The organism is Cognataquiflexum rubidum (assembly GCF_022538115.1).
Lineage (GTDB): Bacteria > Bacteroidota > Bacteroidia > Cytophagales > Cyclobacteriaceae > Cognataquiflexum > Cognataquiflexum rubidum.
In genome coordinates this window covers 59458-83925 of the sequence record NZ_JAKZAL010000014.1, presented here as the reverse complement: position 1 = coordinate 83925, position 24468 = coordinate 59458, and the positions used below count along the sequence as shown (strand labels likewise).

Sequence of the window (24468 nt, the reverse complement as noted above, 5' to 3'; positions counted from 1 at the left end):
AGGTTAATTTAAATTTTTATACTGATAAAAATCATCCATTGAAACTATTTTATTTCTGAAGTAAATATGATTTTGTTGATCATTTCAATGGCAAGACCTTTTCGGACCTGTTCGTTTCCTGAAATAAGGCAAAATGGCGTACCCAAATCCTGGAGGATTTTTTGGTAAAGGTCAAAGAAATATTTTCTCATAATAGGATCAGGATGCTCCCGTTGCGGGTCATCCTGCCAAGGAATATCGATGTCCGTCAATAGGTATAAATCGTATTTGCGGGTTTTGATCTGATCCTCAATCCATGGATGAACTCTTCCGTATTTGTGCTTACTCCAAACTTTGATCACGTTCAAGTCGGTATCACACACCAAGAGATCTTTGGATTTCAAGCCAAATTCATCTTCGAGTCCAACCTGTCCCTTTGCAATTTCTGTCAGATCATCATAGGAATAGGGTCGGCCCAGGTTGTCAAGGTATTCCCTCGCAAATTCGGGAATCCAAAGGCAGCCAAAATACCCAGCAAGGTTTTCAGCCAAGGTACTTTTTCCTGTGGATTCAGGACCGATGATGACAACTTTTTTAAGCATATGCCTCCTTTTTTACTTTGGCAGTTTTGATCCAGGCAATCAAACCGAGGACAGCCAAAACAGTGAAAAACAAAAATTGAAAAGAAGTCAACATCAGTCCTTTGTAAAAATACAAAGGCACCGAAACAATATCTGTGATGATCCAGGCAATCCAGTTTTCTACTTTCTTTTTGGCCATCAGCCACATGCCCACAAAGGCCGAAGCTGTGGTAAAGGAATCCCATGCCGGCACATCGCTATCCGTGAGATTTTTCAACACTAAAAAAAGTACTGCGTATGATCCGAAAAACAGTAACACGGATTGTATGATTCCGCTTCTGTCCAACCAAGTGACGGGTAATTGTTCCTTGCCATCCGTAGGCCTGCTCCAGAGATACCAACCGTAGATCGACATGGCAAAGTAATACGCATTGATTCCCATGTCCGCATACAATTTATACTTCAGGCAGATATAGACATAAATGATCGTGCTGACCATGCCTGTCGGGAAAACAAGGATGTTTTTTTTGATGGAATAATACACACTCGCAATCCCAAAAAACACTGCAAAAGCCTCCAGCCAGGTCATCTGCGCGACTCCCGCCTTCATTCCTTCCCAAATCCATTGTAAATCCATAAAGCGAATTAAGGTATAAAAAGATAATCAGCCATGTGCGCAGTAGTTTATTTCACCTCAGGAAATTTCTTGATCTCCAACAGGTTTTCTTTTGTCAAAAACTCCTGTGCTGCTTTTTGGATCCTTTCTTTGGTCATGGACTCGATGGCTTTTTGGCCGTCCAACAGGGCTTCCCAAGATAAATTGTACGTCCTCACCGCAGAAAGCTGTCCAAGCCAATAGTTATTTCGCTTGAGGTTTTCTTCCAAAGATATCCTTCTTTTCTCCTTGACTTTGTTCAGGTCTTCGTCTGTCGGCCCGCTTTCTTGGATCTTTCTGACTTCTGCCCAAGCTGCTTCGATGAGGTTGTCCACCATATCAGGACTGCAGGGAAAACCGATCGAAAAAGAGAAATTCCCAACCGGGAATATCCCTATGCTTCCATTGGCACCTACCCCATACACTCCGCCGATTTGCTCCCGAAGGGATTCGATCAGCTTGATGGTCAGGATTTCTCCCAGGTAAATCATATCTGCAGCTTTCTTTCGGTCATATTCTATTTCCCCGGTGAAAAGCATGATGACCTGAGACTTCTCATCAGTTCCGACATGAATGCTTTCAGACCTGCCTTTAGGGGTGCGGATACCCAAATCCCTGAAAGAATCAAGCGATTCAGGATTGGAAGGAAGGCTGCCGATATATTGTTCCAACAATGGTTTGAAAGTCTCTAAGTCAATATTGCCTGTGAAGAAAAACTCAAAATTTGCAGCATTTGAAAACCTTTCGGCATACATTTCCAAACCCCTGTCCAAGTCAATTTTATCCAAATCCTCAGGATCAAAAATCCCGGCTGCCCGTGGGTGTCCGTCTGCCAAAATTTTATTTACCTGCTTTGAAAACTGGTAATCCGGATTCGCCTGTGCACTTGCCAATTGGGTCTTTTGGTTGGCGATATAGACCTCAAAGAGCTCTTGGTCTTTTCGCGGGGCGGTAAAATTCAAATGAATCAATTGCATGGCCGTCTCCATTTCCTTTGGTGAAAATGAACCGGCTATATTTTGAGAATACAAGCCAATATTTGGTGTCACTGATACGTTTTTTCCTACCAAAACTTTTCTAAGGTCCGATGGCGAAAAATCCCCGATTCCCATCACATTGATCAATACTCCGGCATAGTTGGCCGTGTAGTGGTCTTCTTCTCCATACAAGGAAACGCCTCCTTTTCCGGTGGCAGAAAACAGGATTTCGTCATTCTTAAAATCAGTGGATTTGACAAATACTTTGACACCGTTGGAAAGTACAATTTCATGGATGTCGATGGATGGGATATGCTTGGTTTCGGTAATTTTTCCTGACTGAGGCAAGGTTTGGATCAGCTTGTCGGCTAATAATCTCTCTTGGTAAGGTTCCAGATTCATGTGGTCCACAGCATCGAAAAGTGCCAGAACAGCTTCCTCCGACGGTAGATTTTCCATTTCTGAATCAGGCGCAGTGATGACGATTACGCGGTTTTCGTCCCTAACCAATTGCTTGGCAAGGGCATTGATTTCTTCCAGCGTGATATTTGGGATGATCTCTTTGTAAAACTCATATTTCCAGGCTTCCCCATCTGCAAAACCTCCCTCAAGAAAATGGTTGACATAGCGGTTGACGATGGACCTGGATTCTGCTTTGTCCATTTCTTTGAAAGACCTTTCGGCATTGTTGAGCACAGCGCGCTTCACCCGATCGAGTTCGGCTTGGGTAAATCCAAACTGTGCCACCCGCTCATTTTCCACAATCAGAGATTGGATGCCTGCTTCAATTTTTCCTGTGGCGACCACGCCCGAAGCTGAAAAGTAATCGAGATCACGGACAAAATTCCCATAACCTGTTCCTGCAAAAATGAAAGGTGCATCTGGTTTCTGACGGATTTCATCTAGTCTTTGAGTCAGCATTCCACCATAAAATGTACGCAAGAGAAAGTTGCGGTAATCTGCTTTGGTTTGGGTGGGAAGGGCTTTATGCTTATAAAAAAGTTGGATTTGGATTCCCGGGGCTTCCTTGTCCGTGACGATACTGACAAAGGTCTCCTTGTGCTCGGGAACTTCAAAAAGCCTTCTTTCTTTCGGATCGGCAGGGTTTTCAAGTTTTCCAAAATATTCCTGAATCAAAGCCTCTAACTTTTCCGGTGCCACATCTCCGACTGCCACTACGGCCATGTTGTCCGGCCGATACCAATCTCTGTAAAACCTTCTGATCGTTTCATATTCGAAGTTTTCGATGATGTCCATTTTCCCGATTGGTAGTCTTTCGGCATAGCGGCTGTTGTGGAAAATGACCGGAAAATATTGGTCGCGCATTCTTTGGGTATAACCCTGACCCGTGCGCCACTCCTCGACGATGATGCTTCGTTCGCTGTCGATATCCTCCTCATTCATCAGAATTCCTCCTGCCCAATCACTCAAAACCAAAAATCCGTTCCTCAATTTTTCCTCATCACCAGATGGAATAGGCAGTATATATACCGTCTCATCAAATCCTGTGTAGGCATTCAGGTCTCCACCAAATTGAATCCCAATCGATTGGAGGTAAGAAACCAATTCATTTTTCTCAAAGTTCTTCGTTCCATTAAAGGCCATATGCTCCGTAAAATGCGCCAAGCCTAATTGGTCATCATCTTCAAGGATAGAGCCTGCATTGATTGCAAGCCTAAGCTCCACTTTGTTTTCCGGTTTGGGATTCTGTTGGATATAGTAGGTCAGTCCATTTTCCAATTTTCCCACCTTCACCCTTGGATCGAGTGGTACTTTTTGGTCAAAGTTGCTCTGAGCAAAAAGCGAGAAAAAGGGTAAAAAAAAGAATAAGAGTACCTGGTATATATTTTTGAACTTCATCTTTGATGTTGGATTTTTGGATATTGGACTATAAATCAAGTCAAAATTTCGGGAAAATGTTTCATGAACCTAGGAAGGACAGTGCCATTTTTAGGTTTTGTTCCATTTAATTTCTCTAATTTTAATTCCATACAGGTTTTTACATTCTTAAAAATCAACATTCACACAAATTTGAGTTCATGAAACAAATCATTTTGGTAGGCATCGGCGGCGGTGTAGGGAGTATATTCCGTTACCTGATCAAGATATGGACCGCGAGATTTTCTGAAGATATTCCCCTCGCTACTTTTTCCGCAAACATCATTGGTTGCCTTCTGATCGGTCTTTTGATGGGTTACTTTACCAAAAATGAGCATATTCCAAATGATTGGTCTTTGCTGTTGATCACCGGTTTTTGTGGTGGATTTACGACATTTTCAACTTTCTCTTCTGAAAACCTGAATTTGCTTCAGGCAGGAAATTACTTCACCGCTTTGACTTATATTCTAGGAAGCGTGGTTATTGGAATATTGGCTGTGTTTTTGGGATATGTAATTACAAGATGAGCATTTATTGATGGGAGGCGCTTGAGGAAAAAAAATAATGACCGATGACGGATGACCGATGTTTGGTTTGGTACAAAAAATTCAGATTCTAAGTCTGGTTTCTCATAAAGAAGCATTCAAATGAATAGATTATTCATTAAAACAAAAGCCCCCCAATTGGTTTATAACTTAGAGAAAAAGAAACATGAAAAATATATTGATCACAGGTGGTTCGGGTTTGGTTGGGAAAAAAATCACCCAACAATTGGAATCGGAAGGTCTATCTGTCGCCTGGCTAAGTAGGGATCCCAAGAAATACACCCAAAAATCTTTTGCTTGGGACATAGATAAAAACACCATCGACAAGGCTGCCATCGAATGGGCGGATGGGATTATCCACCTTGCGGGAGAAGGCGTTGCCGAAAAAAGATGGACGGATGAAAGAAAAAAAGCCATTTTGGAAAGCAGGACCCAATCCTCAGCACTACTTTATGAAGCTATTAAAAACGCGAAAAATAAACCTGAAGCATTTATCTCTGCGTCGGCGGTGGGGTATTACGGTTTTGATTCCGGAGACAAAACTGTGGCTGAAAATGAAAAACCCGGAACTGACTTTCTTGCAAAGGTTGTGGTAGCTTGGGAAAATGAAGTGAAGAAAATGGCAAATTTGGGTTTAAGGACAGTTTTGCTACGTATCGGCATCGTCTTGGACAAAGACGGCGGCGCGCTCAAAGAAATGATGAAACCCCCTGTTGCCGCCCCACTCGGAAGCGGCAAGCAATGGATGAGTTGGATCGTAATCGATGACTTGGCGAGGATGTTTTCTTTTGCTGTCAAAAATGAAAAAGTCTCAGGGACTTACAACGCTGTTGGACCCAATCCCGCTACCAACGCGGAACTTACCAAAGCTGCTGCGAAGAATGCAGGCAAACCCTTTATCGGTTTTGGTGTTCCCGGTTTTGGTTTAAAGTTGATCTTGGGAGAAATGGCCATGATGGTCTTGGGAGGCAACAAAGTCTCTTCCAAAAAAATCCAATCGGCAGGGTTTGAATTCAAATATCCCGAATTGGATGAGGCGATGAAGGGGGTTTATGGATAATAGTAGAATTAGAATTATCACCTACTTGCTGTCTTTCTCCCCATCAAAAACCAAAGTATCGTTCCAATCAATGGAAGAAAAATCACGATCAAAACCCATACAAGCTTATCGTTATTGCCTCCAAACTTACTGCTCACTACATCATAAATCGTGAAGATGTAAATCGCCAATCCGAGTAACCCTAGTCCAAACATATTTTATCTGTTAAAGTAATTGCTGCGAGGACGTCCTCCTTTTTGGTTTCTTGACAAGCCAAAATAAACAAATGGCCCGATCGGATTGGCAAAAAGCAAAACAATGATCCAGATCAATTTCATATTTGGATCCTTGAAATCTGACTTAACAACATCTACCAAAGCATAAAGCCAAAATGCAAAGAACAAAAACCCGAATAACAACAGACCACCCGGAAAATTTAAAATAAACATCACCATAGTACCTCATTTTTTTACCTCTCAAACGAAATTACTCATTTTTCTGAAAAGATTACCTTAAAATTGAGCCCCAATCAAAAACTATTGTAGCATGAAAACCACCAAAATTTTTATGATTGCCTTATTGGCATGGCTGATCTTACCTGTAAAAGCCCAAAATAGTTTGAGCTATTACCTCCCACAGGGATACACTTATAATCCTACCATCCCTACTCCAAAACAGGTTCTTGGATTTGAAGTCGGAGATTGGCATGCCACCCATGACCAAGTGGTCATGTACATGCAGGCTGTCGCGGCGGCATCGGATCGGGTGAGCATTGAAGTCATCGGACGAACTTATGAAATGCGTCCGCAAATCGTCCTGACCATTACCTCTCCGGCCAATCACGGCAAGCTTGACCAAATCAAATCTGAAAGAAAAAAACTCCGCGACCCCTCCGCCAATGTGGATATCGACAAAATGCCTCTGGTCATGTGGGCCGGATATTCTGTGCATGGCAATGAACCGAGCGCAGTAAATGCCTCCCTTTTGGCAGCCTACCATTTTGCTGCTGCAAACGAAATAGCTGCCGATCTCGACAATATTGTCATTCTCTTGGATCCGGCACTGAATCCCGATGGTGTCAACAGGTTTGCCTCTTGGGTCAACTCCCACAAAAGCTACGTCATGAACGGCGATCCGGTCAACCGCGAGCTCAATGAAGCTTGGCCAAGAGGCCGTACCAACCATTATTGGTTTGACCTGAACAGGGATTGGTTGCCTGCACAGCATCCCGAATCAAGAAACCGCGTGGCAAAAGTCCAAGAATGGCTGCCAAATATCCACCTTGATTTTCACGAAATGGGATCCAACAGCACCTTCTTCTTTCAGCCAGGTGTACCCACGAGAAATCATCCTTTGACCCCAAAAAAGAGTTTTGAACTGACAGAGAAAATCGGTCAATACCATGCAAAGCATCTCGACAAAATCGGTTCCCTGTATTACAGCCAGGAAGATTTCGATGATTTTTATTATGGTAAAGGATCCACTTACCCGGATGTGCAGGGCTCGATCGGGATTCTATTTGAGCAGGCAAGCTCAAGAGGGCATCTGCAGGAAACCATCTACGGTCCGCTGACTTTTGCTTTTACGATCAAAAACCAGTTTACCACCACTTTGTCCTCATTCGAAGCTGCAAGGGAAATGCGGGTGGAATTGAATACCTACCTCAGAGATTTTTACAAAGAAGCAAAGACCGAGTACGATGCCGATACCAACAAAGCCTTAATCTTCGGATCCAAAGAAGATGCAGGAAGGACTTATCATCTGGCGGATATGATCTTGCAGCATGACATCGACCTGTTCAGTCTGAAAGAGGACATTTCTGTCAATGGCGTTGAATTTGAAAAAGAAAAGGCATACATCGTACCCCTCAACCAGCCCCAATACCGGTTGATCAAATCTTTGTTTGAGACAAGAACCACATTCACTGACAGCCTTTTCTATGATGTATCGGCCTGGACCATGCCGATGGCTTTCAACTTGGACTATATGGAATTGAGCAGTAAGATCCTGAATCTTGCCAATGTAGAAGAGGTTCCAAAAAATTTCCCAAAAGCAAAAGGGAAAGTTGTCGGACAGCCGGGCGCTTACAGCTACATGTTTGGATGGAGTGAATACTATGCTCCCAAAGCAGCCTATGCGCTGATGGACAAAGGGTATTTGGTAAGGGTTGCCCATGAGGAGATTACTTTGCCGGAGGCTATCAAAATGAAACGTGGAAGCATCATCGTCAGCAAAGGTCAATCGCAGGCCACAGACCAAGAATTATACAATGACTTGGTGAAAGCAGCCGAAGATGCGGGCATTGAAATCCATGCCGTCACTACCGGCTATTCAGGTGGTGTCAATATCGGTTCGCCTAGCATTGACGTACTCAAAAAGCCGGAGATTGCTATCCTGGTAGATGGCGGTGTCAGCAGCAGCGATGCGGGCGAAGTTTGGCATTTGTTGGACCAAAGGTTCCAAATGCCTGCGACACTTTTACCGGTCGACCGGTTCAATGCTGCGGATTTGAGCAGGTACAATGTCATAGTTTTCTCTGATGGCAATTACAACCAACTTGGAAAATCCGGAGTGGAGAAAACCAAAAATTGGGTGAGAGACGGCGGTACTGTGATTGCGACAGGAAGAGCACTGAACTGGTTTGGGCAAAATGAAATTGCAACATTCAAATTCAAAGAGGACGAAACCAAGGATACTTTGGTACAGAGAAGTTATGCAGACTATGGAAATGCCACCGGGGCAAAAGTAACCGGAGGCGCCATATTCAATGTCAACTTGGACATTACCCACCCTATCGGATATGGATATGAAAAACCGGAGTTATTTACTTTCCGGGGAGATAACCTCTTTATGGTTCCGGCTGAAAATGCCTATGCCAATCCCATGGTATATACAGCCAACCCGTTGGCAAGTGGTTACATCCATCCAAGCAACTTGGAACAGATCAAAAATTCCGGTGCGATCCGGGTATCAGGAGTTGGGAGAGGCAGGGTAATCGGATTTGTGGACAATCCCAATTTCAGAGGATTTTGGTTTGGCACCAACAAGTTGTTTATGAATGCCATCTTCTTTGGACAGACTATTCAGTCAGGAACGGCGAGATAATCTATTAATTTGTTTATCTGATGTTTTGCAACAATCCAAATCGCAGCGGCATTTCTTAGATAGGATATTTATTGATATTGGATATTGATGGATATTTGTCCGAAAACAATCCTTGATGAGTTCTGAATTTCCCGGCTGGTATGATTTCATTTAATCATGTTTTGGAGTTGGTGATCCTCCAAGGGTTCAAAACCCTTGGAGGATTTTTTTTATCCCTTAATCATATCAGTCATGATCTTGGCAGAAAGCAGACAAAGGGGAATCCCTCCTCCGGGATGAACGCTGCCACCGCAAAAATATAGGTTTTTGATCTCTGAGGAGAAATTGGCGTGGCGTAGGAAGGCAGCATATTTGTTGTTGGAACTGTTGCCGTAAAGCGCTCCGTTAGCACTTGAGGTTTTGGATTCTATGGTCCTTGGTTCCAGGATTTCCTCCACTTCGAGCAGGTTCTCAATGTCGGTTTTTAGGATCCTGTTGACTTTTTGGATGATGCTTTTCCTTGCCTCTTGGATGAGTCTGTCCCAATCCTGCCCTTGGTTATTAGGGACGTTGATCATCGTAAACCAATTCATGCATCCTTCGGGTGCATCGTCCGGCTTTTTGACAGAGGTGATGTTGATATAGACCGTGGGGTCTTGGTAGATGGACTTTTTATTGAAAATATGGTCAAATTCCTCTTTGTAATTTTCTGAAAACAGGATGTTGTGCAAGTCGAGTTCCGCGAAAACCTTTTTGATTCCCCAATAGAATATCAGAGCAGAACTTGATTTTGGTTGGTCAAGCAATCGGGTTGGCTGCTTTTCTTTCTTGAGAATTGTCTTGTAGGCATTGACCATGTCCATGTTGTTGACGATGACATCTGCAAAATGGGAATTACCGGAGACGATGATTCCGATGGCTTTTTTGTCCCTGACAATGACTTCCTCCACTTTGGAATCGAAATGGAACTTGACACCCAAGTCCAATGCCAGTCTGTATAAACTCAAGGTAATGTCATGCATGCCTTTTGTAGGAAAAAAGGCTCCGATATTGAATTCCAAGTGAGGGATGATATTCAGCGTAGCAGGAGTTTCATAGGGATTAGAACCGTTGTAAGTGGCGTACCTATTAAAGAGCTGCACCATTTTTGGGTTGGAAAACTGCTTTTCATTGGCTTTATTCATGGTCGAAAAAATCCCCAATTTCCCCAATTTGAAGTAGCATTTTATCGCATCTTTATTTGCCCAAGTCCCAAACCGGTGCAAAGACTGATGCATGAACAATGGGGAAAGGTGGTCATAAATAAAAGCCGATTTTTGAAGCGATTCAAACACATGCGAGGCAGGTTCGCCCAATTTGGACTCGACCTCGGCAGCAAACTTTTTGGTATCTCCAAATGCTTTGATCTGTGTCCCGTCTTCCCAAAAATAGTGACAGGCAACAGGCAGGCGGATGTAGTCAAAGTGGGCTTTCGGATCTTTCCCTGAAATTTGAAACAGTTCTTCCACCTGATCGGGAAGTGTAAACAGGGACGGCCCAGCGTCAAATCGGTAGCCTTTGATTTCGATTTCAGAGAGCTTGCCTCCGGGATAGGAATTGGCCTCGAAGAGGTTCACTTCAAACCCCTTGTTTCTGAGACGGATGGCAGCTGCCAAACCCGCTATTCCTGATCCGATGACAATCGCTGTTTTGTTCATATTGTAATGACTCTTTGCCCAGGTAAAAGAACAAAAAATAACTGAAAAGGATATTTGAAATGGGGCATTTGAATGGATTTAAATTAAAATCCCTTTGAAAGTTGTCTTCCAAAGGGATCCTATTTGATATGCTTCAATTCTTTATTTAATGGATGTACGCAATTATGACTGTAGATTGGATATCCATTTAAATCCTTGTTGGCGGACTGAAATGCCCGGTACATCCCTGCCCGACAGCAGGCGGGGGTCTTCCGACTTCGGTCTTCCGTCCCCACTGAAGAAGAATATAGGGTCACTGGCAAAGAAGCGTTTATCCACGTTATATTTTCTCAAAAATCCTTCTAAAGCTGCAGGCCTCGCTCAATCTCGCATGCAGGTCTGAGATCAACACCCTTTCCTGTTCAGTAGTATCCCGGTGTCTGATGGTTACCATATTGTCTTCCAATGTCTGATGGTCCACCGCAATACAGAATGGGGTTCCAATCAAATCCTGACGGGTGTAGCGTTTTCCGATAGAGGCCGCTTCTTCATAGATGATGTTGAAATCATACTTCAACAATTCGACAATCTCCTTGGCTTTTTCCGGCAAACCGTCCTTTTTGATCAAAGGAAGAATAGCAGCTTTTACAGGGGCGATGGCAGGGTGCAGTTTGAGATAAGTTCTCTGCTTTTCTTCTGTCTGTTCGTCTACGAAAGCATTACACAAGGTCATCAAAAACAGCCTGTCTGCGCCGATCGAAGTCTCTATGACATATGGAATGTAATTCTGGTTGATCTCAGGATCAAAGTATTGCTGCTTCTTTTTAGAATACTCCTGATGGCTTTTCAGATCAAAATCTGTTCTGGAATGGATTCCCTCTACTTCTTTGAATCCAAATGGAAATTCATATTCGATATCCATGGCAGCATTGGCATAATGCGCCAACTTCTCATGGTCATGTCTTCTCAGCTTTTCTTCAGGAATACCCAAAGCCTTGTGCCATCTCATCCTCGTGTCTGCCCATACTTTGTACCACTCCAATTCGGAACCGGGACGGACAAAAAACTGCATTTCCATCTGTTCAAATTCCCTCATTCTAAAAATAAACTGACGGGCGACGATTTCATTCCTAAAAGCCTTTCCGATCTGTGCGATTCCGAAAGGAACCTTCATTCTGGCGGTTTTTTGGACATTCAGGAAATTGACAAAAATCCCTTGTGCAGTCTCCGGTCTTAAATAAATCGTAGTGGAATCCTCCGCTACCGAACCCACTTGGGTGGAAAACATCAGGTTAAACTGGCGAACGTCAGTCCAATTGGAAGTACCGCTGATCGGACATTTGATGCCTTCATTCGTGATCAGATCTCTTACTCCGTCCAAATTTTCCGCTTCAAGCAATCTTGCCAAAGCACCTGTCAAGCCATTTGCCTTTTCAATATCTCCTGCTCTTTCAAAAACCGCAGCATGTTCTTCGACAAGTACATCTGCACGATAGCGCTTTTTGCTGTCTTTGTTGTCGATCATCGGATCGTTGAAGCTATCGACGTGCCCGGAAGCCTTCCAAGTGGTCGGATGCATAAAAATCGCTGCATCTATTCCGACGATATTTTCATTGAGCCTGGTCATGGTTTCCCACCAAAGACGCTTCAGGTTGTTTTTTAATTCAACCCCATAAGCACCATAATCATAGACCGCCTGAAGGCCATCGTAAATTTCGGAAGAAGGATACACAAAGCCATATTCCTTAGCATGTGCGATAATATCTTTCAATTGGGTATTTTCCGCAGAGGTGTCATTTTTTGCCATGGGCGCAAAATTAAAGAAATTGGCTGAATAGCAAGGGAAAGAATAAAAAACAAAAAGGTCATTTACCTAAAAACTTCCTCTTGGTAAATCCTTCTCCCTTCCTTATTACTCAAAAAAGCCGCTTCAATGATTTTTAAGACATCAATCGCCTCTTGCATTTTCACATCCGGAAACGATTTTCCTTGGATGGCATCAGCGATGTTTTGATAAAAAATTCTGTAATCTCCTCTTTCAGTGGGATAAGTAGTGGTAATATTTTCGAGGTGGAGTTTGCCCCAAGCTGCTGCATCTTCCAATCCCCAATTGATTCCTTCAGGGATTTGTCCTGCTTTGAATGCTTTTTCCTGCACATCCAACCCGTATTTGGCATAAGAACCTTTTTCTCCCAAAATCATGAACCTCGGAATCGGGGCATTGGCCAAAACACTTGCTGTCAACCTCACTTTGAGCCCCCCATACATCATCGTAATGTCAAAAAAATCGTCCGCCACGACACCGGTTCTTTGCTTCAAGATCTCTGCATAAATCCAAGCAGGCCTACCAAAAAGCATTACTGCCTGATCTATCAAATGTGTCCCGAGGTCATAGGTAATCCCGTTTCCCGGAACTTCCTTCTCTCTCCAGTTGTCCACCAAATGCGGCCGGAACCTGTCGAAGTGAGATTCGAAATGGACGATCCTGCCCAAAATATCTTCTTTGAGTATTTTTTTAATGGTTTGAATGTCTCCATCCAACCTGCGGTTTTGGAATACTGACAGGACCAAATTTTTGGATTCGGCGAGTTCTTTCAATTCCTCGGCTTCTTTGGAATGGATGGTGACGGGCTTGTCGACGACTACATGCTTGCCGGCTTCTAAGGCCAATTTTGCCTGTGAAAAATGGTATTCGTTTGGCGTGACGATCACGATCAAATCTGCCGCATCCGCTGCCAATAATTCCTCCAGACTTTTGAAAACCCGGACATGGGGATATTTGACTTTGGATTTCTCTTGGTTTCTCTCGACCACAGCGGTCAATTCCAAACCTTCACAAACTGAAATCAGGGGAGCGTGAACATTTTCCGCTACAGACCCAAATCCGACCAACGCTGTTTTGATTTTGCTCATATACCGATTTCGAAGGCTTTTTTAACAAGTTCGGCAATAGAACTGACACCCAATTTGGCGTGGACTTTTTTGCGGTGGGCCTCCACGGTATGGATACTGAGATGCAGTTCTTCCGCTACTTCCCTGTTGGTCATGCCCCGTTTGATCATCCTGACGAGTTGCAATTCGCGCTTGGATAGTTTGAATTTTTGCTTGTAATAATCCGTATACCCATCGTCTATATTTTGACTGAGGACTTTCTGAAAATTCATGATATGACTTCCTTCGTGCACTTCTTTGATGGTATAGATCAGTTCATCAGAGTCGGCATTTTTCAGAATATAGGCATTGGCTCCCAATTTTTGACACTTGTTAAAAATAGCCTCATCGTCATACATGGACAGGACGATAACTTTTAAATCGGGATTCAGCCGCTTTACAGCTTCTATCACACCCGCCCCATCCAACAAAGGCATATTCATGTCGGTCAGGACAACGTCCACTTCATTGGACTCCAAAAACTCCATAAGCGCAAGTCCATTCGAAAAAATACCCTCAATCCTCAGGTCATCATCATCTTCCAATAGACTTGCTATACCTTTGGCAAACATCTTATGGTCATCAGCCAATGCGATACGGATCATATTTTTCCCATTTAGGACGGAAGTTAAATCAAGCTTTTTGATTTGGCAAAATTAGTTTTATTTCGGTCCCTTTGCCCAAAACAGAATGCAGGACCATCTCTCCTCCGATCGTCGCCATCCGGTTTTTGAGATTGTAGATTCCCAAACCGGAAGATTGGCCCGTGTAGTCAAAACCCTTGCCGTCATCCTGTACCCTGATGACAGATTGGGATTGGTCCGTATCGACTGAAATCTCAATCAGCTTTGGCTGCGCATGTTTGATCGCGTTGTTGATACTTTCCTGAATGATCCGGATCAAAACCAGTTTTTTGTCTTTATCGAGTTGCAGGGCATTCCCTGATTGGTGAAAAGCGACCTTGCAGAAATCAGCGGATTCGAGTTTTTTGAGTTCTCTTTGGATAAATTCCTCCAGGGAAATCGCCTCTACCCAATCTAAATTAAGGGTTTTGGAAAGTGCCCTGACTTCATGGATGATTTCATTGACCATGACTTTTCCTTCTGAGACTTTCTCCGGCTTGGAGCTTGACAGGTTCATTTTAGCAAGGGAAAGCAGTTGTCCCACATTGTCATGGAGTTCTCTGCCGACATGGGCGAGGATGTCCTCACGGAGTTCCTTTTCTACATTGAGGACTGTTTTTTCATATTCGGCTTGGATTTCCATGACTTTCTGTTGGTTTTTGATCTGACGCTGACGGTGGTAAACCACCATGATCACAATAAAAGAAACCATCAACACCATCAGGAAAAATCCCAACAGAATGATTAAAAAAAGATCAGAACCATCATTTTGCATCGGTGATTTTTAACAGGTTTACTTTTTCCAAAATAGTCGAATCATCTTTTAAAACCAAAGATTCATTATTGCCTAAGCCGAATTTAGTCATTTTTACTTTCCTATAATTTTGCTTTTCCTCTCTATCCAAATCGGGATATAAAACGATAATCCCATCACCCAATACATCAGCACACTCAAGGCTTGGATAATAATATTAAACTTGCCAAGCAATTCTATATTTTGGCTTGATATGAAATTAATAGATGAAAAATACAACAGGGACCCTGAGTAGAAAAACATGATCATAGTAACGATCCAAAACATGGGCATACCAAGCAGACTTTGGTCATGATACCAATCCTCTTTCATGATGCCATAAAAAAAATACAAACTGCCAAAGATTAATATGATACCTCCCATGACATAGGAGACAGTATGGAAAACGAATAATGATTGAAAGAATGTGGAGTAAATTATTGCCCAAAGGAAGAAAGCAACGGTTGCCAAGGCTGTGTATTTCTTAGCTTTCTTGTTATGGAATACATTGTAATAAAAATACAATAACAGCAAGGTTTCCAGATACACAAAAATCAGATTATAATAGATCACATTTTGTTTTCCATTACTGGCAAGATAGCTACCGAATGTTTCAAGAATAGTGACCATTACGATTACTCCAAATAATATCCGGTACAATTTCTTAAACTCGAAATCGCCGATAAAAAATAATGGGACACTCAGGAGTATCCCAATATATAAGAGAATTAGGTAAACATCGGTTTGCATTAATCAAATGTTTATTGGTGGTCTGCAATATGGGGGACAGATCGCAGCTCCGTTTTCAATCGAACTATCGCTCCCTTCTTGATCTGACTTATTGTCAAATAAATCAAAAATCCCATCCTCTTTTTTATTTGCAGCAGAAAGTGCTAGAGAAACTCTTCCAATATAATCCTCTCTGTCTTTTCTATCTTTTGGAACAAGGTCAAGATTATCCTTGTCATACTGTCCAAGATAAATTTTGATGCCTCCGTCCTTCGGGTCGGTTTGGGCTAAAAGTTTTTCTATTACCTCCCTGTCAAAAAAGGCCCAAGAAGTTTGTTCTTCTACATCTTTACCTTCCTTGTCCTTGCCTTTGATCCCTGTCCGTACTGATTTATTATATGCAGAAACAAAATTCTTCAATTCTTCTCTTGTCATTGCTTTTGGTTTTGTGATTCAAAAGCCAATAAAGAAAAAAATGGCCAAATTTTAAAGGAGGAAGAACTTAATTCTCCAGATATTAGACTCATTTCGGTTGAATGGCAAACTGAAAAGATTGCGTTAAAATTGGGCAGAAGGATTTAAGCCTAAGAGGTTAATTTTTTTGAAAAAACGGGAAGATAATAGACCAATCCAAAAACCAGATACATGGTCCCTCCTATCAACTTTAATACAAAATTTAACCGCATCCACATGGCAGCTTCTAATTCCATGATATTGTACAAAAATGTAAAAAACAGCATCGAAGCGCTGTAAAAAAGCAGAAAAAAAGACACCACCCAAAAATCAGGAACCTGCCATAATTTTTCATCTAAATAAGTGTCCTGCGTCATCACAACATAGAAAAAATAAAAACATCCAAGGATGATAAGTGTGCTTCCAATAGTTAGGCTAAAATTATGAAATTGATCTATTGGATTTAAAAACAGGGAATTGAGAATCCCAAAAACTCCAAATAACAAGGCCGTCAACTTCAATATCACTTTGCTCTTTTGGCCATTCAAAACCGCAGAAAGATAAATCAAAATTAAAATCGTCTCTCCATAGACAAATCCGATATTATATACCCAATGATTTCTAATCCCTTGTTTGCCTAAATATCCTCCATAAAACTCTATTATCGACACCAAAACCAAAATACAAAAAACTATTCGGTGCCCTTTTTTGAAACCTTTCAGGTCCAAAAAAAAACATGGAATACTCAAAAGCATCCCTGCAAGAATCATAAGGAGGTACCAAATTATGGAATTCATAAAAAATTAGGGATTACAATTTGGCGGACAAAGCAACCCTCCATTTCTAGGGGAACCTCCTGAATTACGGGTTAAATCAGTAGAATTTTTAGATTCGGTCCCTAGGTCGATGATCCCACTTTCAGTCTTATTTGCCGCAGCGACGGCGATGGAAATCCTTCCTATATAGTCGTCTCTATCTTTTCGGTCTATGGGCAGGATATCGAGATTTTCTTTGTTGTATTGTCCAAAATACAATTTGAGGCCGCCGCTTATGGGGTCGGTCATGTCAAGCAAATCCTGAATCAACTTCCGGTCAAAAAATACCCAATCGGACTGTTCAGCAATGTTTTTGCCATTTTTGTTTTTGCCTTTGATGCATTTTTTGACTGATTTTGCATAAGCCAATCTAAAGGCTTCCAATTGTTCTTTGGTCATGATCCCTAAATTTGTGTTTCGCAATTCAAGAAAGAAAAAAATAACCAAATTTTATAGCACGGCCATGGTATTTCCTCCAGTAAAATTTCTTTTGAACAACGTCGGAAGAAAAAAAGACAACCCAAAAATCAGATACATCATACCTGCCATCATCCTGTTGAACCCAAAAATAACCGAGACATTGTCAATCACGAATTGGGGAGAAAACTGGTAGAGTCCAAAAACCAAGACCGCTTCGATATAAAAAAACAGGATCGCAGTGCTGATCCAAAAGTGGGGAAGTGCGATCAAGTTCCAATCTTTAAAAATCCGGAGATTCAGCGTATCGGAAAGGAAACGGACACATAATACAAGAACAAAAAGGCTATTGGGTAAAAAAGAATAGAATTGAAAAACAGTAGAAATGGGCTGAAAAAATATAGAATTGACTATGCCCCAAAAGAGTAAAAGGAAGGAAACCAAGAAAATATTCTTTTTGGCGGAGGTGCTTTTTTCAAATTTGTAGAAATACAACACCAAGAGCAAAGATTCCACATACACCCAACAGATATTGTAGAGAAGGGAATTGTTGATTTTCATGCTTGAAGTATAGCTTCCGATGGATTCAAATACCAATACCAAAATCAAAATTCCCAAGATAATCCCGTGTCCTTGGATCCGGTTATTCTTTTTCAAGCCGAAATTTAGCAGTGAAAGAACCACACTCAATCCAATCACAAAAAGATACACATCTCCTGACATATCAACTATTTTATTCCCCAAAAGTAATAGGAATCAAAATCCCGAAAAATCCCGTGATTGGGGTATTTTTTAAAGAAAACACAAAAAAAGGAGTCAGATTGCGCTGACTCCCTTTGACTTTTGTCAAAATTCAGAAATTATACGGCCTTCTTTGCAACTTCCTGAGCGCTTTCGGCTTCGATTTCTTTTTTCATCAAATCGACAACGATCGGGGATGCAATATAAATAGAGGAATAGGTTCCGACGACAATTCCAATGAACAAGGCAAAAGAGAAACCTCTCAATACTTCACCCCCGAAAATCAACAAAACAAACACCACAATCAAGGTAGTAAGGGAAGTAATCAAAGTTCTAGCCATGGTTTGGTTGATGGCATCATTGAACATCTTGACCAACTTGGAAGTCCCTCTCATTTCGATGTTTTCTCGGATACGGTCAAAGATAATTACCGTATCATTGATAGAGTAACCTACCACTGTCAGGATAGCAGCAATGAATACCTGATCAATCTCAAAAGTGGCACCAAAAGTACTTGCTACGGCAAAAGCAGCAATAACAAAAAGGACATCATGTGCCAATGCTATGATTGCTCCCAAAGAGAACTGCCACTTGCGGAATCTCAAGAGGATATAAAGGAAGATGGCAACCAAAGCGAAGAACATGGCTTCAGCCGAAGATTTTTTAATATCATCAGCAACTGTGGCTCCAACTTTAGAGGACCCTGTGATCGCAAACTGACCGGATTGAATATTGGCTGCATCTGAAGAATAAGTCAAGCCCATGATGTTGGATATACCCTCTTTCACTTTGCTTTCTACTTCCGCATTAGAGGCATCATCATCCTCATTGATCAAATAGGAGGTAGTCACTTTCATAATATTGCTTCCACCGTAGGATTTGACCTCCACTGAACCGTCAAATTCACCATCAAGACCCACTTTCAATTCTGATGCAACCACCGGTTGGGCAAATGTCACGATATATGATCTACCACCTGTAAAGTCAACCCCAAACTTCAATCCACTGATCAAAGCTATCGCAAGTCCTACTATTATGAATCCTGTGGAAAAAATATAGGCTATTTTTCTTTTGCTCATGAAATCTATGTTCAGGTTGCTCAAGAGGCCTTTGGCAAAAGGAGAAGTGAATGAGATGCTGCTTTCGTCTCCTTTTTTGCTTAAAAGGTGTACAATCAATCTGGTTATAAAAACAGATGAAAAGAATGAGGATGCAATACCAATCATCAATACGATCGCAAAGCCTTTAACAGGACCTTGACCTAATCCATATAGAATCGCTCCAACGAGGAAGGTAGTAACGTTCGAATCCAAAATTGCAGAAAAGGCCTTCTTGTATCCTTCATTGATAGCAGCTAAAAGCCCTGCACCGTTTGCCATTTCTTCTTTGATCCTTTCAAAAATCAAGACGTTGGCATCAATGGACATACCGATCGTCAACACGATACCGGCAATACCAGGCAAGGTCAATGCCGCGCCGAGCTGTGCCAAAATCCCCAAAATGAAGAAGATGTTGAATATCAAAGCTGCAATTGCGATGAAACCGCCTTTGGCATAATAGGCGACCATGAATACTACTACCAACAACAAACCTGCAACCATGGAAATGATACCTTGGCTTTGTGCTTCTTTACCCAAAGTTGGACCGATGATGGCTTCTTCTACAATCTTGGTCGGTGCAGGAAGTGAACCTGACTTCAGGATGTTTGCCAAATCCTTGGCTTCCTCTATGGTGAAGTTACCTGTGATTTCCGACTGTCCGGAAGGAATTTCTCCCTGTACCATTGGCGCAGTGTAGACAAAATCATCCAAAACCACTGCGATCCTTCTACCGATATTATCACCGGTCAGTTTTCTCCATCTTCGGGCGCCATCGGCATTCATCTGCATGCTTACCGCAGGACGGGAAGTCTGGTCCAAAGTCTGACGGGCGTCAGTGATTACATCACCTTCCAAAGGCGCCTGATCACCTGTTCTGCTCTTTTTGATGGCATATAATTCCAACAACTCAAGGTTGTCAGCTACCTCAGGCTTTACAGACCAAAGGAATTTTACATCCCTTGGCAATACTGATTTTATATCTTCTCTGGCAAAAATCCTGTTGATGGCAACAGTATCCCTGATCTCATACACCAACCCTTGTTGGGATTTGGTCAAGGAAAAAATCGGCGATACCGATGTAGAAACATCTGTAGAATCTGTAGTTCCTGCTAATTGTTTCTCTAATTCAGAAACTGCAGCAGCAGCCTTTGCAGAATCAGTCTCTGCGATTGCAGGTTGGGTAGCAGCTTTTTTGGCCTGTGCTTCCGCTACCAAAAGACTGTTGGCGGCTTCTAACTGAGAAAGGTATTCGTTAACTTCTGCCACTTCCCAAAATTGCAGCTTTGCTACACCCTGAAGGAGATTTCTGACCCTCGTTGCGTTGTCTACTCCCGGAAGTTCGATCTGGATACGGCCCGAACCTTGGATTCTCTGGATGTTTGGTTGGGAAGTTCCAAACCTGTCCACCCTAGTTCTTAGGATATTGAATGAACGCTCTATCGCGTTTTCAACTTCAGTATCGATGATCTGAAGGATATCAGAATCGGAAGATTCCAATGAAATTCGGCCCCTGTTTGCTGCAGTTGCAAATATTGCACTCAGCTTTTGTCCCGGAGCTTGTTTTTCCCAAGAGCTGTAAAACAAGTCTACAAACTTGCTGTTGCTGGTTTTGGCAGCTTGGCTTGCCTCATCCAATGCTGCATTGAAAGCCACATCTTTGCTGTTGCCGGATAGTCCCTTTAGGATTTCAATGGGAGAAACTTCCAAAGTAACGTGCATACCACCTTGTAAGTCAAGGCCGAGTCCCAATTCAGTTTCTTTGATTTCTTTGTAGGTGAAATTGGCACCTAGAAAGTTATAAACCGGCTCTCTGTAGATAGAGTCTAGGTAGGATTGCTTTTTGGCAAAATCCATATTTCCAGATTCGTCAGTGGCAAATGCCACAGCTTTCTGTTGGATGTTGTTTGATACGAATGTGAACGACAGGTAATACAGACACAAAGCTGTGACTACCACGGTCAGAAACACAATGACTCCTTGGTTACGCATATGATTGATTTTTGATTGTTTGATTACAAGATTTTTGGAAAAGCCTTATATAGGCTCAGGCATTCAGGAAAGAAAAAAGATCAGGGTGCATTGGGCGAAATAATCCTCTCAAGGAGGATCTCCCAATAAGGAAAATTCAAAGGCAATGTCATGCTGACACCGTTTGTGACGGGCGGCTCGACAGTGTAGTTTTCGTAAATCAAATAAAATACCTGTTGGGAGAGCACGGTCACGAAAGGAACCACGGCATCAACTGCAACATTTAAAAAAGTCTGGTTTTCGGAAGAAGAACCTGATTCCTGAGACTTTTCCTGCTTGGATTTTTGATTCTGATCCGAAGTTTTTGGAAAATATTCAGCCCCACTCACCAATAGACAAAAGAACAGAACCAAAAGAATGGTCGCTCTCTGTCTGAATAAGGCTATTTGTCGGCTTGGTTTTCTCACGGGGAGCAAATATATAAAGTTTTGTAAATACAAAAGGCCTAACCTAAAAAAAACTGAATCTACAGCAATTCCGGTTATTTAGTTTTCATCCTGAGGTAGGACCGGATGACATCCAAGGCATGGTCAAAATTCCTGTTGATGGGAATAATCAGGTCCGCATCGTTCTTGAAAGGCTCAATGTATTTTTCATAAGTCGGCATCACGTGCATTTCATACCGATACAAAACATCATCCAAGTCATAACCCCGCTCTACTTTGTCCCGGACGATCCTACGCTTAAGCTTGATGTATTCTTTGGCATCGATAAATACTTTCAGGTCCAATAAGTCCGCCAACTCTGGATAATAAAGTACGAATATCCCTTCTACCACGACCACAGGCGCCGGTGCAAATTCAAGGGTTTTGGGTTTTTTATTGGGATTATTGAAAGTGTATTCCTGTCTGTAGACAGTCTCTCCACTTTGGATCTTCTTGATATCTTCAGCGTATTGAGCAAAATCAATGGAGTTGGGCGTATCAAAATTGTGGATCCCTTTTTCATCCACCGGTTGCAGGTGTCTCGGTTTGTAATAATTGTCCTGAGAAATCAGACAAACTTCCCCAGGATCAAATGAATTCAAAAGTCTATCTAAAAATAAAGTCTTGCCTGATGCACTTCCCCCGGTTATACCTACAATAAATGGTTTGTTCATGGGTAACAAATTTAAAACTTTATTTGAGAAAGTTGACCAAAGCTTTTACAGCCTTACCACGGTGGCTGATGCTATTCTTTTCTTCCAAAGTCAATTCAGCAAAAGTTTTTTTGAATCCATTGGGTACAAATACAGGATCGTATCCAAATCCACCCGTACCGATTCTCTGTTGGATAATTTCTCCTTCCGCAATGCCGTCAAAGGCATGCTCTTCCCCATTCAGAATAAGCGCAATGACGGTCCTGAACCTCGCTTTCCTATTATCCTTTGCTTCCATTTTGCTCAAAAGCAGGTCTACATTCCTCTCATCACTTCTTGGTTCGCCGGCAAATCTCCCTGAATAAACTCCCGGAGCTCCATTCAATGCGGCCACTTCCAATCCGGTATCGTCTGCAAAGCAATCCACACCATAGTGGTCTTTGACATACCTGGCTTTTTGGAAGGCATTGTGTTCCAAGGTGTCACCTGTTTCGGGAAGTTCTTCCCGACAGCCGATTTCTTCCAAGGATACTATGGTAAAGTCCTCTCCAAGGGCAGATTTGACCTCTTCTATTTTCTTTTTGTTGTTGGTGGCAAAGCAGATTTTCATGGGGTCAAAATTAGGGAGAATAATTGGAAAAGGATATTATGACCTACGTCTTGAAAATATCTCCCGCGGATTTTGCAGACCTTAGCAGAAAAAAAATGAAATTCCATGATTAAGCTTGCTGTGAAAAAATTCTGCGTACATCCGCGCAGTCTGCGGGAGCTTTAGATTAACAGAATCCAAAAATTACTCCCGCGGATTTCGCAGACCTTCGCAGAAAAAAAATCAGGTATCCTTATTTTGGCTTGCGGAGAATATGCTCTGCGCAAATTTGCGTAGTCTGCGGGAAAAAATATTTGCCACTGATGAACACAGATTTTCACAGATGATAATTGGTAAACCTGAAAAATTTTTACCGCAATGACCCCAATTGTTTAGCTATGACTGCAAGGTGCATTTCTTAGAGGCTTTGCTCTTTTTTTCAGCGTGATATATTATGTAATTTTTTTCTCCGTGCCCTCCGAGTCCTCTGAGGTGAATTTTTTCTTTGCATCCTCGCGGGACACCTCCTCTTTTTTCTGCGCCAATCTGCGTACTCTGCGGGAAAAAATATTTGCCACTGATGAACACAGATTTTCACAGATGATAATTGGTAAACCTGAAAAATTTTTACCGCAATGACCCCAATGGTTTGGCTATGACCGCAAGGTGCATTTCTTAGGGGCTTTGCTCTTTTTTTTCTCTGCGTGATATATTATGCAATTTTTTTCTCCGTGCCCTCCGTGTCCTCTGAGGTGAATTTTTCTTGCATCTTCGCGGGACACCCTCTCTTTTTTTCTGCGCAAATTTGCGTAGTCTGCGGGAAAAAATATTTGCCACTGATGAACACAGATTTTCACAGATGATAATTGGTAATTCTGAAAAATTTTTGCCGCAATGCGCGAAACAGTTTCCCTGGGAACGCAATGTGTCTTTCTCAAGACCTTTTGGTTTTTTCGCTCTTTTCTTTTGCGCCTTTTCGCGGGACAATTTTTACCGCAATGACCGCAATGGTTTCGCCAAGAACGCAAGGTATCTTTCTTAAGGCCTTTACTTTTTCTTTGTGTTTTTGTGTCTTTGTGGGACACATGAATATTATTTTTCTCAGTGCCCTCCGCGTCCTCTGGGGTAAATTTTTCTTTGCGCCTATGCGGGACAACTTGTACTTTTATTCAAAAATCACCATCATGAAAAAAATCACCATCTACTGCGGTTCCAACAAAGGCAAAAATCCTATCTACGAAGAAGGAGCAAAAGCTTTGGCAAATGAAATGGTAAAAAGAAACATGGCTTTGGTATATGGTGCCGGGAATGTCGGGTTGATGGGCGTCATCGCCGATGCGATGTTGGAAGCAGGGATGGATGTCTATGGGATCATTCCCCAAAAACTCGTGGACATCGAGGTAGCGCACCGAGGATTGACCGAACTGACTGTCGTCGAAACCATGCGTGACCGCAAATGGCTCATGGCAGAAAAAGGCGACGGATTTATCGCCATGCCGGGAGGAATCGGGACTTTTGAGGAACTTTTTGAGATCATGACCCTCAACCAATTGGCTTATATCAGCAAGCCTTTGGCACTATACAATGTCAATGGCTATTATGATGGGCTGATTACTTTTCTGCAGCATTCTGCAAAAGAAGGATTCTTGCACCAAGCGCAGTTAGACTTATTGATAGTAAGCAGCGATCCTGTAGAATTATTGGATAAGATGGCTGGATTCGAACCGAAGTATATCGAAAAATGGGAAGTGAAGTAG

The 24468-nt window shown here is 42.2% G+C and carries 23 protein-coding genes; 4 read left to right on the top strand and 19 right to left on the bottom strand.

Features of this window, described 5'->3' with window-relative positions:
• Nucleotides 1-44: 44 nt before the first annotated feature.
• Genes MMU05_RS15300 through MMU05_RS15290 form a run of 3 tightly spaced genes read right to left on the bottom strand, consistent with a single transcriptional unit; the run spans nucleotide 45 to nucleotide 4052 of the window.
• On the bottom strand, nucleotides 45-581 hold the full coding sequence (locus tag MMU05_RS15300) for an AAA family ATPase (protein ID WP_241142552.1): 537 nt from the start codon (nucleotides 579-581) through the stop codon (nucleotides 45-47).
• The gene (gene pnuC, locus MMU05_RS15295) at nucleotides 574-1197 is read right to left on the bottom strand and encodes a nicotinamide riboside transporter PnuC (protein ID WP_241142551.1); all 624 of its coding nucleotides are present in this window, start codon (nucleotides 1195-1197) and stop codon (nucleotides 574-576) included. The genes MMU05_RS15300 and pnuC overlap by 8 nt, the downstream gene beginning before the upstream one ends.
• Nucleotides 1198-1244: 47 nt before the next feature.
• Nucleotides 1245-4052: a M16 family metallopeptidase gene (locus MMU05_RS15290; protein WP_241142550.1), complete on the bottom strand. Its 2808-nt coding sequence runs from the start codon at nucleotides 4050-4052 to the stop codon at nucleotides 1245-1247.
• A 179-nt stretch (nucleotides 4053-4231) separates the two neighbouring features.
• Between MMU05_RS15290 and crcB the strand changes: the two genes are divergently transcribed.
• Both crcB and MMU05_RS15280 read left to right on the top strand, forming a co-directional pair.
• Nucleotides 4232-4597 (top strand): fluoride efflux transporter CrcB, encoded by a 366-nt coding sequence (crcB, locus tag MMU05_RS15285; protein ID WP_241142549.1) that lies wholly within the window; start codon nucleotides 4232-4234, stop codon nucleotides 4595-4597.
• Between the two features lie 184 nt (nucleotides 4598-4781).
• Nucleotides 4782-5675 (top strand): TIGR01777 family oxidoreductase, encoded by an 894-nt coding sequence (locus MMU05_RS15280; RefSeq protein ID WP_241142548.1) that lies wholly within the window; start codon nucleotides 4782-4784, stop codon nucleotides 5673-5675.
• A gap of 17 nt (nucleotides 5676-5692) precedes the next feature.
• Here MMU05_RS15280 and MMU05_RS15275 read toward each other — a convergent pair whose 3' ends face one another.
• Both MMU05_RS15275 and MMU05_RS15270 read right to left on the bottom strand, forming a co-directional pair.
• A complete protein-coding gene (locus MMU05_RS15275) occupies nucleotides 5693-5869 on the bottom strand; it encodes a PLDc N-terminal domain-containing protein (RefSeq protein WP_241142547.1) in 177 nt (58 codons plus the stop codon).
• A gap of 3 nt (nucleotides 5870-5872) precedes the next feature.
• Nucleotides 5873-6103, bottom strand: a complete 231-nt coding sequence (locus tag MMU05_RS15270; RefSeq protein WP_241142546.1) for a PLDc N-terminal domain-containing protein — start codon at nucleotides 6101-6103, stop codon at nucleotides 5873-5875.
• Between the two features lie 97 nt (nucleotides 6104-6200).
• Between MMU05_RS15270 and MMU05_RS15265 the strand changes: the two genes are divergently transcribed.
• Nucleotides 6201-8759 (top strand): M14 metallopeptidase family protein, encoded by a 2559-nt coding sequence (locus MMU05_RS15265; RefSeq protein WP_241142545.1) that lies wholly within the window; start codon nucleotides 6201-6203, stop codon nucleotides 8757-8759.
• A 209-nt stretch (nucleotides 8760-8968) separates the two neighbouring features.
• Here the strand turns inward: MMU05_RS15265 and crtD are convergent, their stop codons facing one another.
• The 14 genes from crtD to MMU05_RS15195 form a co-directional block, all read right to left on the bottom strand.
• The gene (gene crtD / locus MMU05_RS15260) at nucleotides 8969-10435 is read right to left on the bottom strand and encodes a 1-hydroxycarotenoid 3,4-desaturase CrtD (RefSeq protein WP_241142544.1); all 1467 of its coding nucleotides are present in this window, start codon (nucleotides 10433-10435) and stop codon (nucleotides 8969-8971) included.
• A gap of 319 nt (nucleotides 10436-10754) precedes the next feature.
• The gene (locus MMU05_RS15255) at nucleotides 10755-12221 is read right to left on the bottom strand and encodes a glycine--tRNA ligase (RefSeq protein ID WP_241142543.1); all 1467 of its coding nucleotides are present in this window, start codon (nucleotides 12219-12221) and stop codon (nucleotides 10755-10757) included.
• 62 nt (nucleotides 12222-12283) lie between these two features.
• A complete protein-coding gene (locus tag MMU05_RS15250) occupies nucleotides 12284-13327 on the bottom strand; it encodes an oxidoreductase (RefSeq protein ID WP_241142542.1) in 1044 nt (347 codons plus the stop codon).
• Entirely contained in the window at nucleotides 13324-13950 is a 627-nt protein-coding gene (locus tag MMU05_RS15245; protein ID WP_241142541.1) for a response regulator, read from the bottom strand. Before MMU05_RS15245 ends, MMU05_RS15250 begins: the two co-directional genes overlap by 4 nt.
• 28 nt (nucleotides 13951-13978) lie before the next feature.
• A complete protein-coding gene (locus MMU05_RS15240; protein ID WP_241142540.1) occupies nucleotides 13979-14743 on the bottom strand; it encodes a sensor histidine kinase in 765 nt (254 codons plus the stop codon).
• A gap of 93 nt (nucleotides 14744-14836) precedes the next feature.
• Nucleotides 14837-15511, bottom strand: coding sequence for a hypothetical protein (locus MMU05_RS15235; RefSeq protein ID WP_241142539.1), 675 nt, complete (start codon nucleotides 15509-15511; stop codon nucleotides 14837-14839).
• A 3-nt stretch (nucleotides 15512-15514) separates the two neighbouring features.
• Nucleotides 15515-15925, bottom strand: coding sequence for a hypothetical protein (locus MMU05_RS15230; RefSeq protein ID WP_241142538.1), 411 nt, complete (start codon nucleotides 15923-15925; stop codon nucleotides 15515-15517).
• Nucleotides 15926-16074: 149 nt separating this feature from the next.
• Nucleotides 16075-16740, bottom strand: a complete 666-nt coding sequence (locus MMU05_RS15225) for a hypothetical protein (protein WP_241142537.1) — start codon at nucleotides 16738-16740, stop codon at nucleotides 16075-16077.
• Between the two features lie 6 nt (nucleotides 16741-16746).
• A complete protein-coding gene (locus MMU05_RS15220) occupies nucleotides 16747-17157 on the bottom strand; it encodes a hypothetical protein (RefSeq protein ID WP_241142536.1) in 411 nt (136 codons plus the stop codon).
• A 51-nt stretch (nucleotides 17158-17208) separates the two neighbouring features.
• Nucleotides 17209-17898: a hypothetical protein gene (locus tag MMU05_RS15215; protein WP_241142535.1), complete on the bottom strand. Its 690-nt coding sequence runs from the start codon at nucleotides 17896-17898 to the stop codon at nucleotides 17209-17211.
• A gap of 137 nt (nucleotides 17899-18035) precedes the next feature.
• The gene (gene secDF, locus MMU05_RS15210) at nucleotides 18036-21005 is read right to left on the bottom strand and encodes a protein translocase subunit SecDF (protein ID WP_241142534.1); all 2970 of its coding nucleotides are present in this window, start codon (nucleotides 21003-21005) and stop codon (nucleotides 18036-18038) included.
• Nucleotides 21006-21085: 80 nt separating this feature from the next.
• The gene (locus MMU05_RS15205; protein ID WP_241142533.1) at nucleotides 21086-21451 is read right to left on the bottom strand and encodes a hypothetical protein; all 366 of its coding nucleotides are present in this window, start codon (nucleotides 21449-21451) and stop codon (nucleotides 21086-21088) included.
• A 74-nt stretch (nucleotides 21452-21525) separates the two neighbouring features.
• Nucleotides 21526-22143, bottom strand: a complete 618-nt coding sequence (gene udk, locus MMU05_RS15200) for a uridine kinase (RefSeq protein WP_241142532.1) — start codon at nucleotides 22141-22143, stop codon at nucleotides 21526-21528.
• A 19-nt stretch (nucleotides 22144-22162) separates the two neighbouring features.
• Nucleotides 22163-22732, bottom strand: coding sequence for a non-canonical purine NTP diphosphatase (locus tag MMU05_RS15195; protein WP_241142531.1), 570 nt, complete (start codon nucleotides 22730-22732; stop codon nucleotides 22163-22165).
• A 1163-nt stretch (nucleotides 22733-23895) separates the two neighbouring features.
• Between MMU05_RS15195 and MMU05_RS15190 the strand changes: the two genes are divergently transcribed.
• Nucleotides 23896-24468, top strand: coding sequence for an LOG family protein (locus tag MMU05_RS15190; protein WP_241142530.1), 573 nt, complete (start codon nucleotides 23896-23898; stop codon nucleotides 24466-24468).

What these genes read in the sequence shown, in the direction of transcription:
- MMU05_RS15300 (WP_241142552.1), bottom strand. Translation starts at nt 581, where the DNA reads ATGCTTAAAAAAGTTGTCATCATCGGTCCTGAATCCACAGGAAAAAGT.
- pnuC (WP_241142551.1), bottom strand. Translation starts at nt 1,197, where the DNA reads ATGGATTTACAATGGATTTGGGAAGGAATGAAGGCGGGAGTCGCGCAG.
- MMU05_RS15290 (WP_241142550.1), bottom strand. Translation starts at nt 4,052, where the DNA reads ATGAAGTTCAAAAATATATACCAGGTACTCTTATTCTTTTTTTTACCC.
- crcB (WP_241142549.1), top strand. Translation starts at nt 4,232, where the DNA reads ATGAAACAAATCATTTTGGTAGGCATCGGCGGCGGTGTAGGGAGTATA.
- MMU05_RS15280 (WP_241142548.1), top strand. Translation starts at nt 4,782, where the DNA reads ATGAAAAATATATTGATCACAGGTGGTTCGGGTTTGGTTGGGAAAAAA.
- MMU05_RS15275 (WP_241142547.1), bottom strand. Translation starts at nt 5,869, where the DNA reads ATGTTTGGACTAGGGTTACTCGGATTGGCGATTTACATCTTCACGATT.
- MMU05_RS15270 (WP_241142546.1), bottom strand. Translation starts at nt 6,103, where the DNA reads ATGTTTATTTTAAATTTTCCGGGTGGTCTGTTGTTATTCGGGTTTTTG.
- MMU05_RS15265 (WP_241142545.1), top strand. Translation starts at nt 6,201, where the DNA reads ATGAAAACCACCAAAATTTTTATGATTGCCTTATTGGCATGGCTGATC.
- crtD (WP_241142544.1), bottom strand. Translation starts at nt 10,435, where the DNA reads ATGAACAAAACAGCGATTGTCATCGGATCAGGAATAGCGGGTTTGGCA.
- MMU05_RS15255 (WP_241142543.1), bottom strand. Translation starts at nt 12,221, where the DNA reads ATGGCAAAAAATGACACCTCTGCGGAAAATACCCAATTGAAAGATATT.
- MMU05_RS15250 (WP_241142542.1), bottom strand. Translation starts at nt 13,327, where the DNA reads ATGAGCAAAATCAAAACAGCGTTGGTCGGATTTGGGTCTGTAGCGGAA.
- MMU05_RS15245 (WP_241142541.1), bottom strand. Translation starts at nt 13,950, where the DNA reads ATGATCCGTATCGCATTGGCTGATGACCATAAGATGTTTGCCAAAGGT.
- MMU05_RS15240 (WP_241142540.1), bottom strand. Translation starts at nt 14,743, where the DNA reads ATGCAAAATGATGGTTCTGATCTTTTTTTAATCATTCTGTTGGGATTT.
- MMU05_RS15235 (WP_241142539.1), bottom strand. Translation starts at nt 15,511, where the DNA reads ATGCAAACCGATGTTTACCTAATTCTCTTATATATTGGGATACTCCTG.
- MMU05_RS15230 (WP_241142538.1), bottom strand. Translation starts at nt 15,925, where the DNA reads ATGACAAGAGAAGAATTGAAGAATTTTGTTTCTGCATATAATAAATCA.
- MMU05_RS15225 (WP_241142537.1), bottom strand. Translation starts at nt 16,740, where the DNA reads ATGAATTCCATAATTTGGTACCTCCTTATGATTCTTGCAGGGATGCTT.
- MMU05_RS15220 (WP_241142536.1), bottom strand. Translation starts at nt 17,157, where the DNA reads ATGACCAAAGAACAATTGGAAGCCTTTAGATTGGCTTATGCAAAATCA.
- MMU05_RS15215 (WP_241142535.1), bottom strand. Translation starts at nt 17,898, where the DNA reads ATGTCAGGAGATGTGTATCTTTTTGTGATTGGATTGAGTGTGGTTCTT.
- secDF (WP_241142534.1), bottom strand. Translation starts at nt 21,005, where the DNA reads ATGCGTAACCAAGGAGTCATTGTGTTTCTGACCGTGGTAGTCACAGCT.
- udk (WP_241142532.1), bottom strand. Translation starts at nt 22,143, where the DNA reads ATGAACAAACCATTTATTGTAGGTATAACCGGGGGAAGTGCATCAGGC.
- MMU05_RS15195 (WP_241142531.1), bottom strand. Translation starts at nt 22,732, where the DNA reads ATGAAAATCTGCTTTGCCACCAACAACAAAAAGAAAATAGAAGAGGTC.
- MMU05_RS15190 (WP_241142530.1), top strand. Translation starts at nt 23,896, where the DNA reads ATGAAAAAAATCACCATCTACTGCGGTTCCAACAAAGGCAAAAATCCT.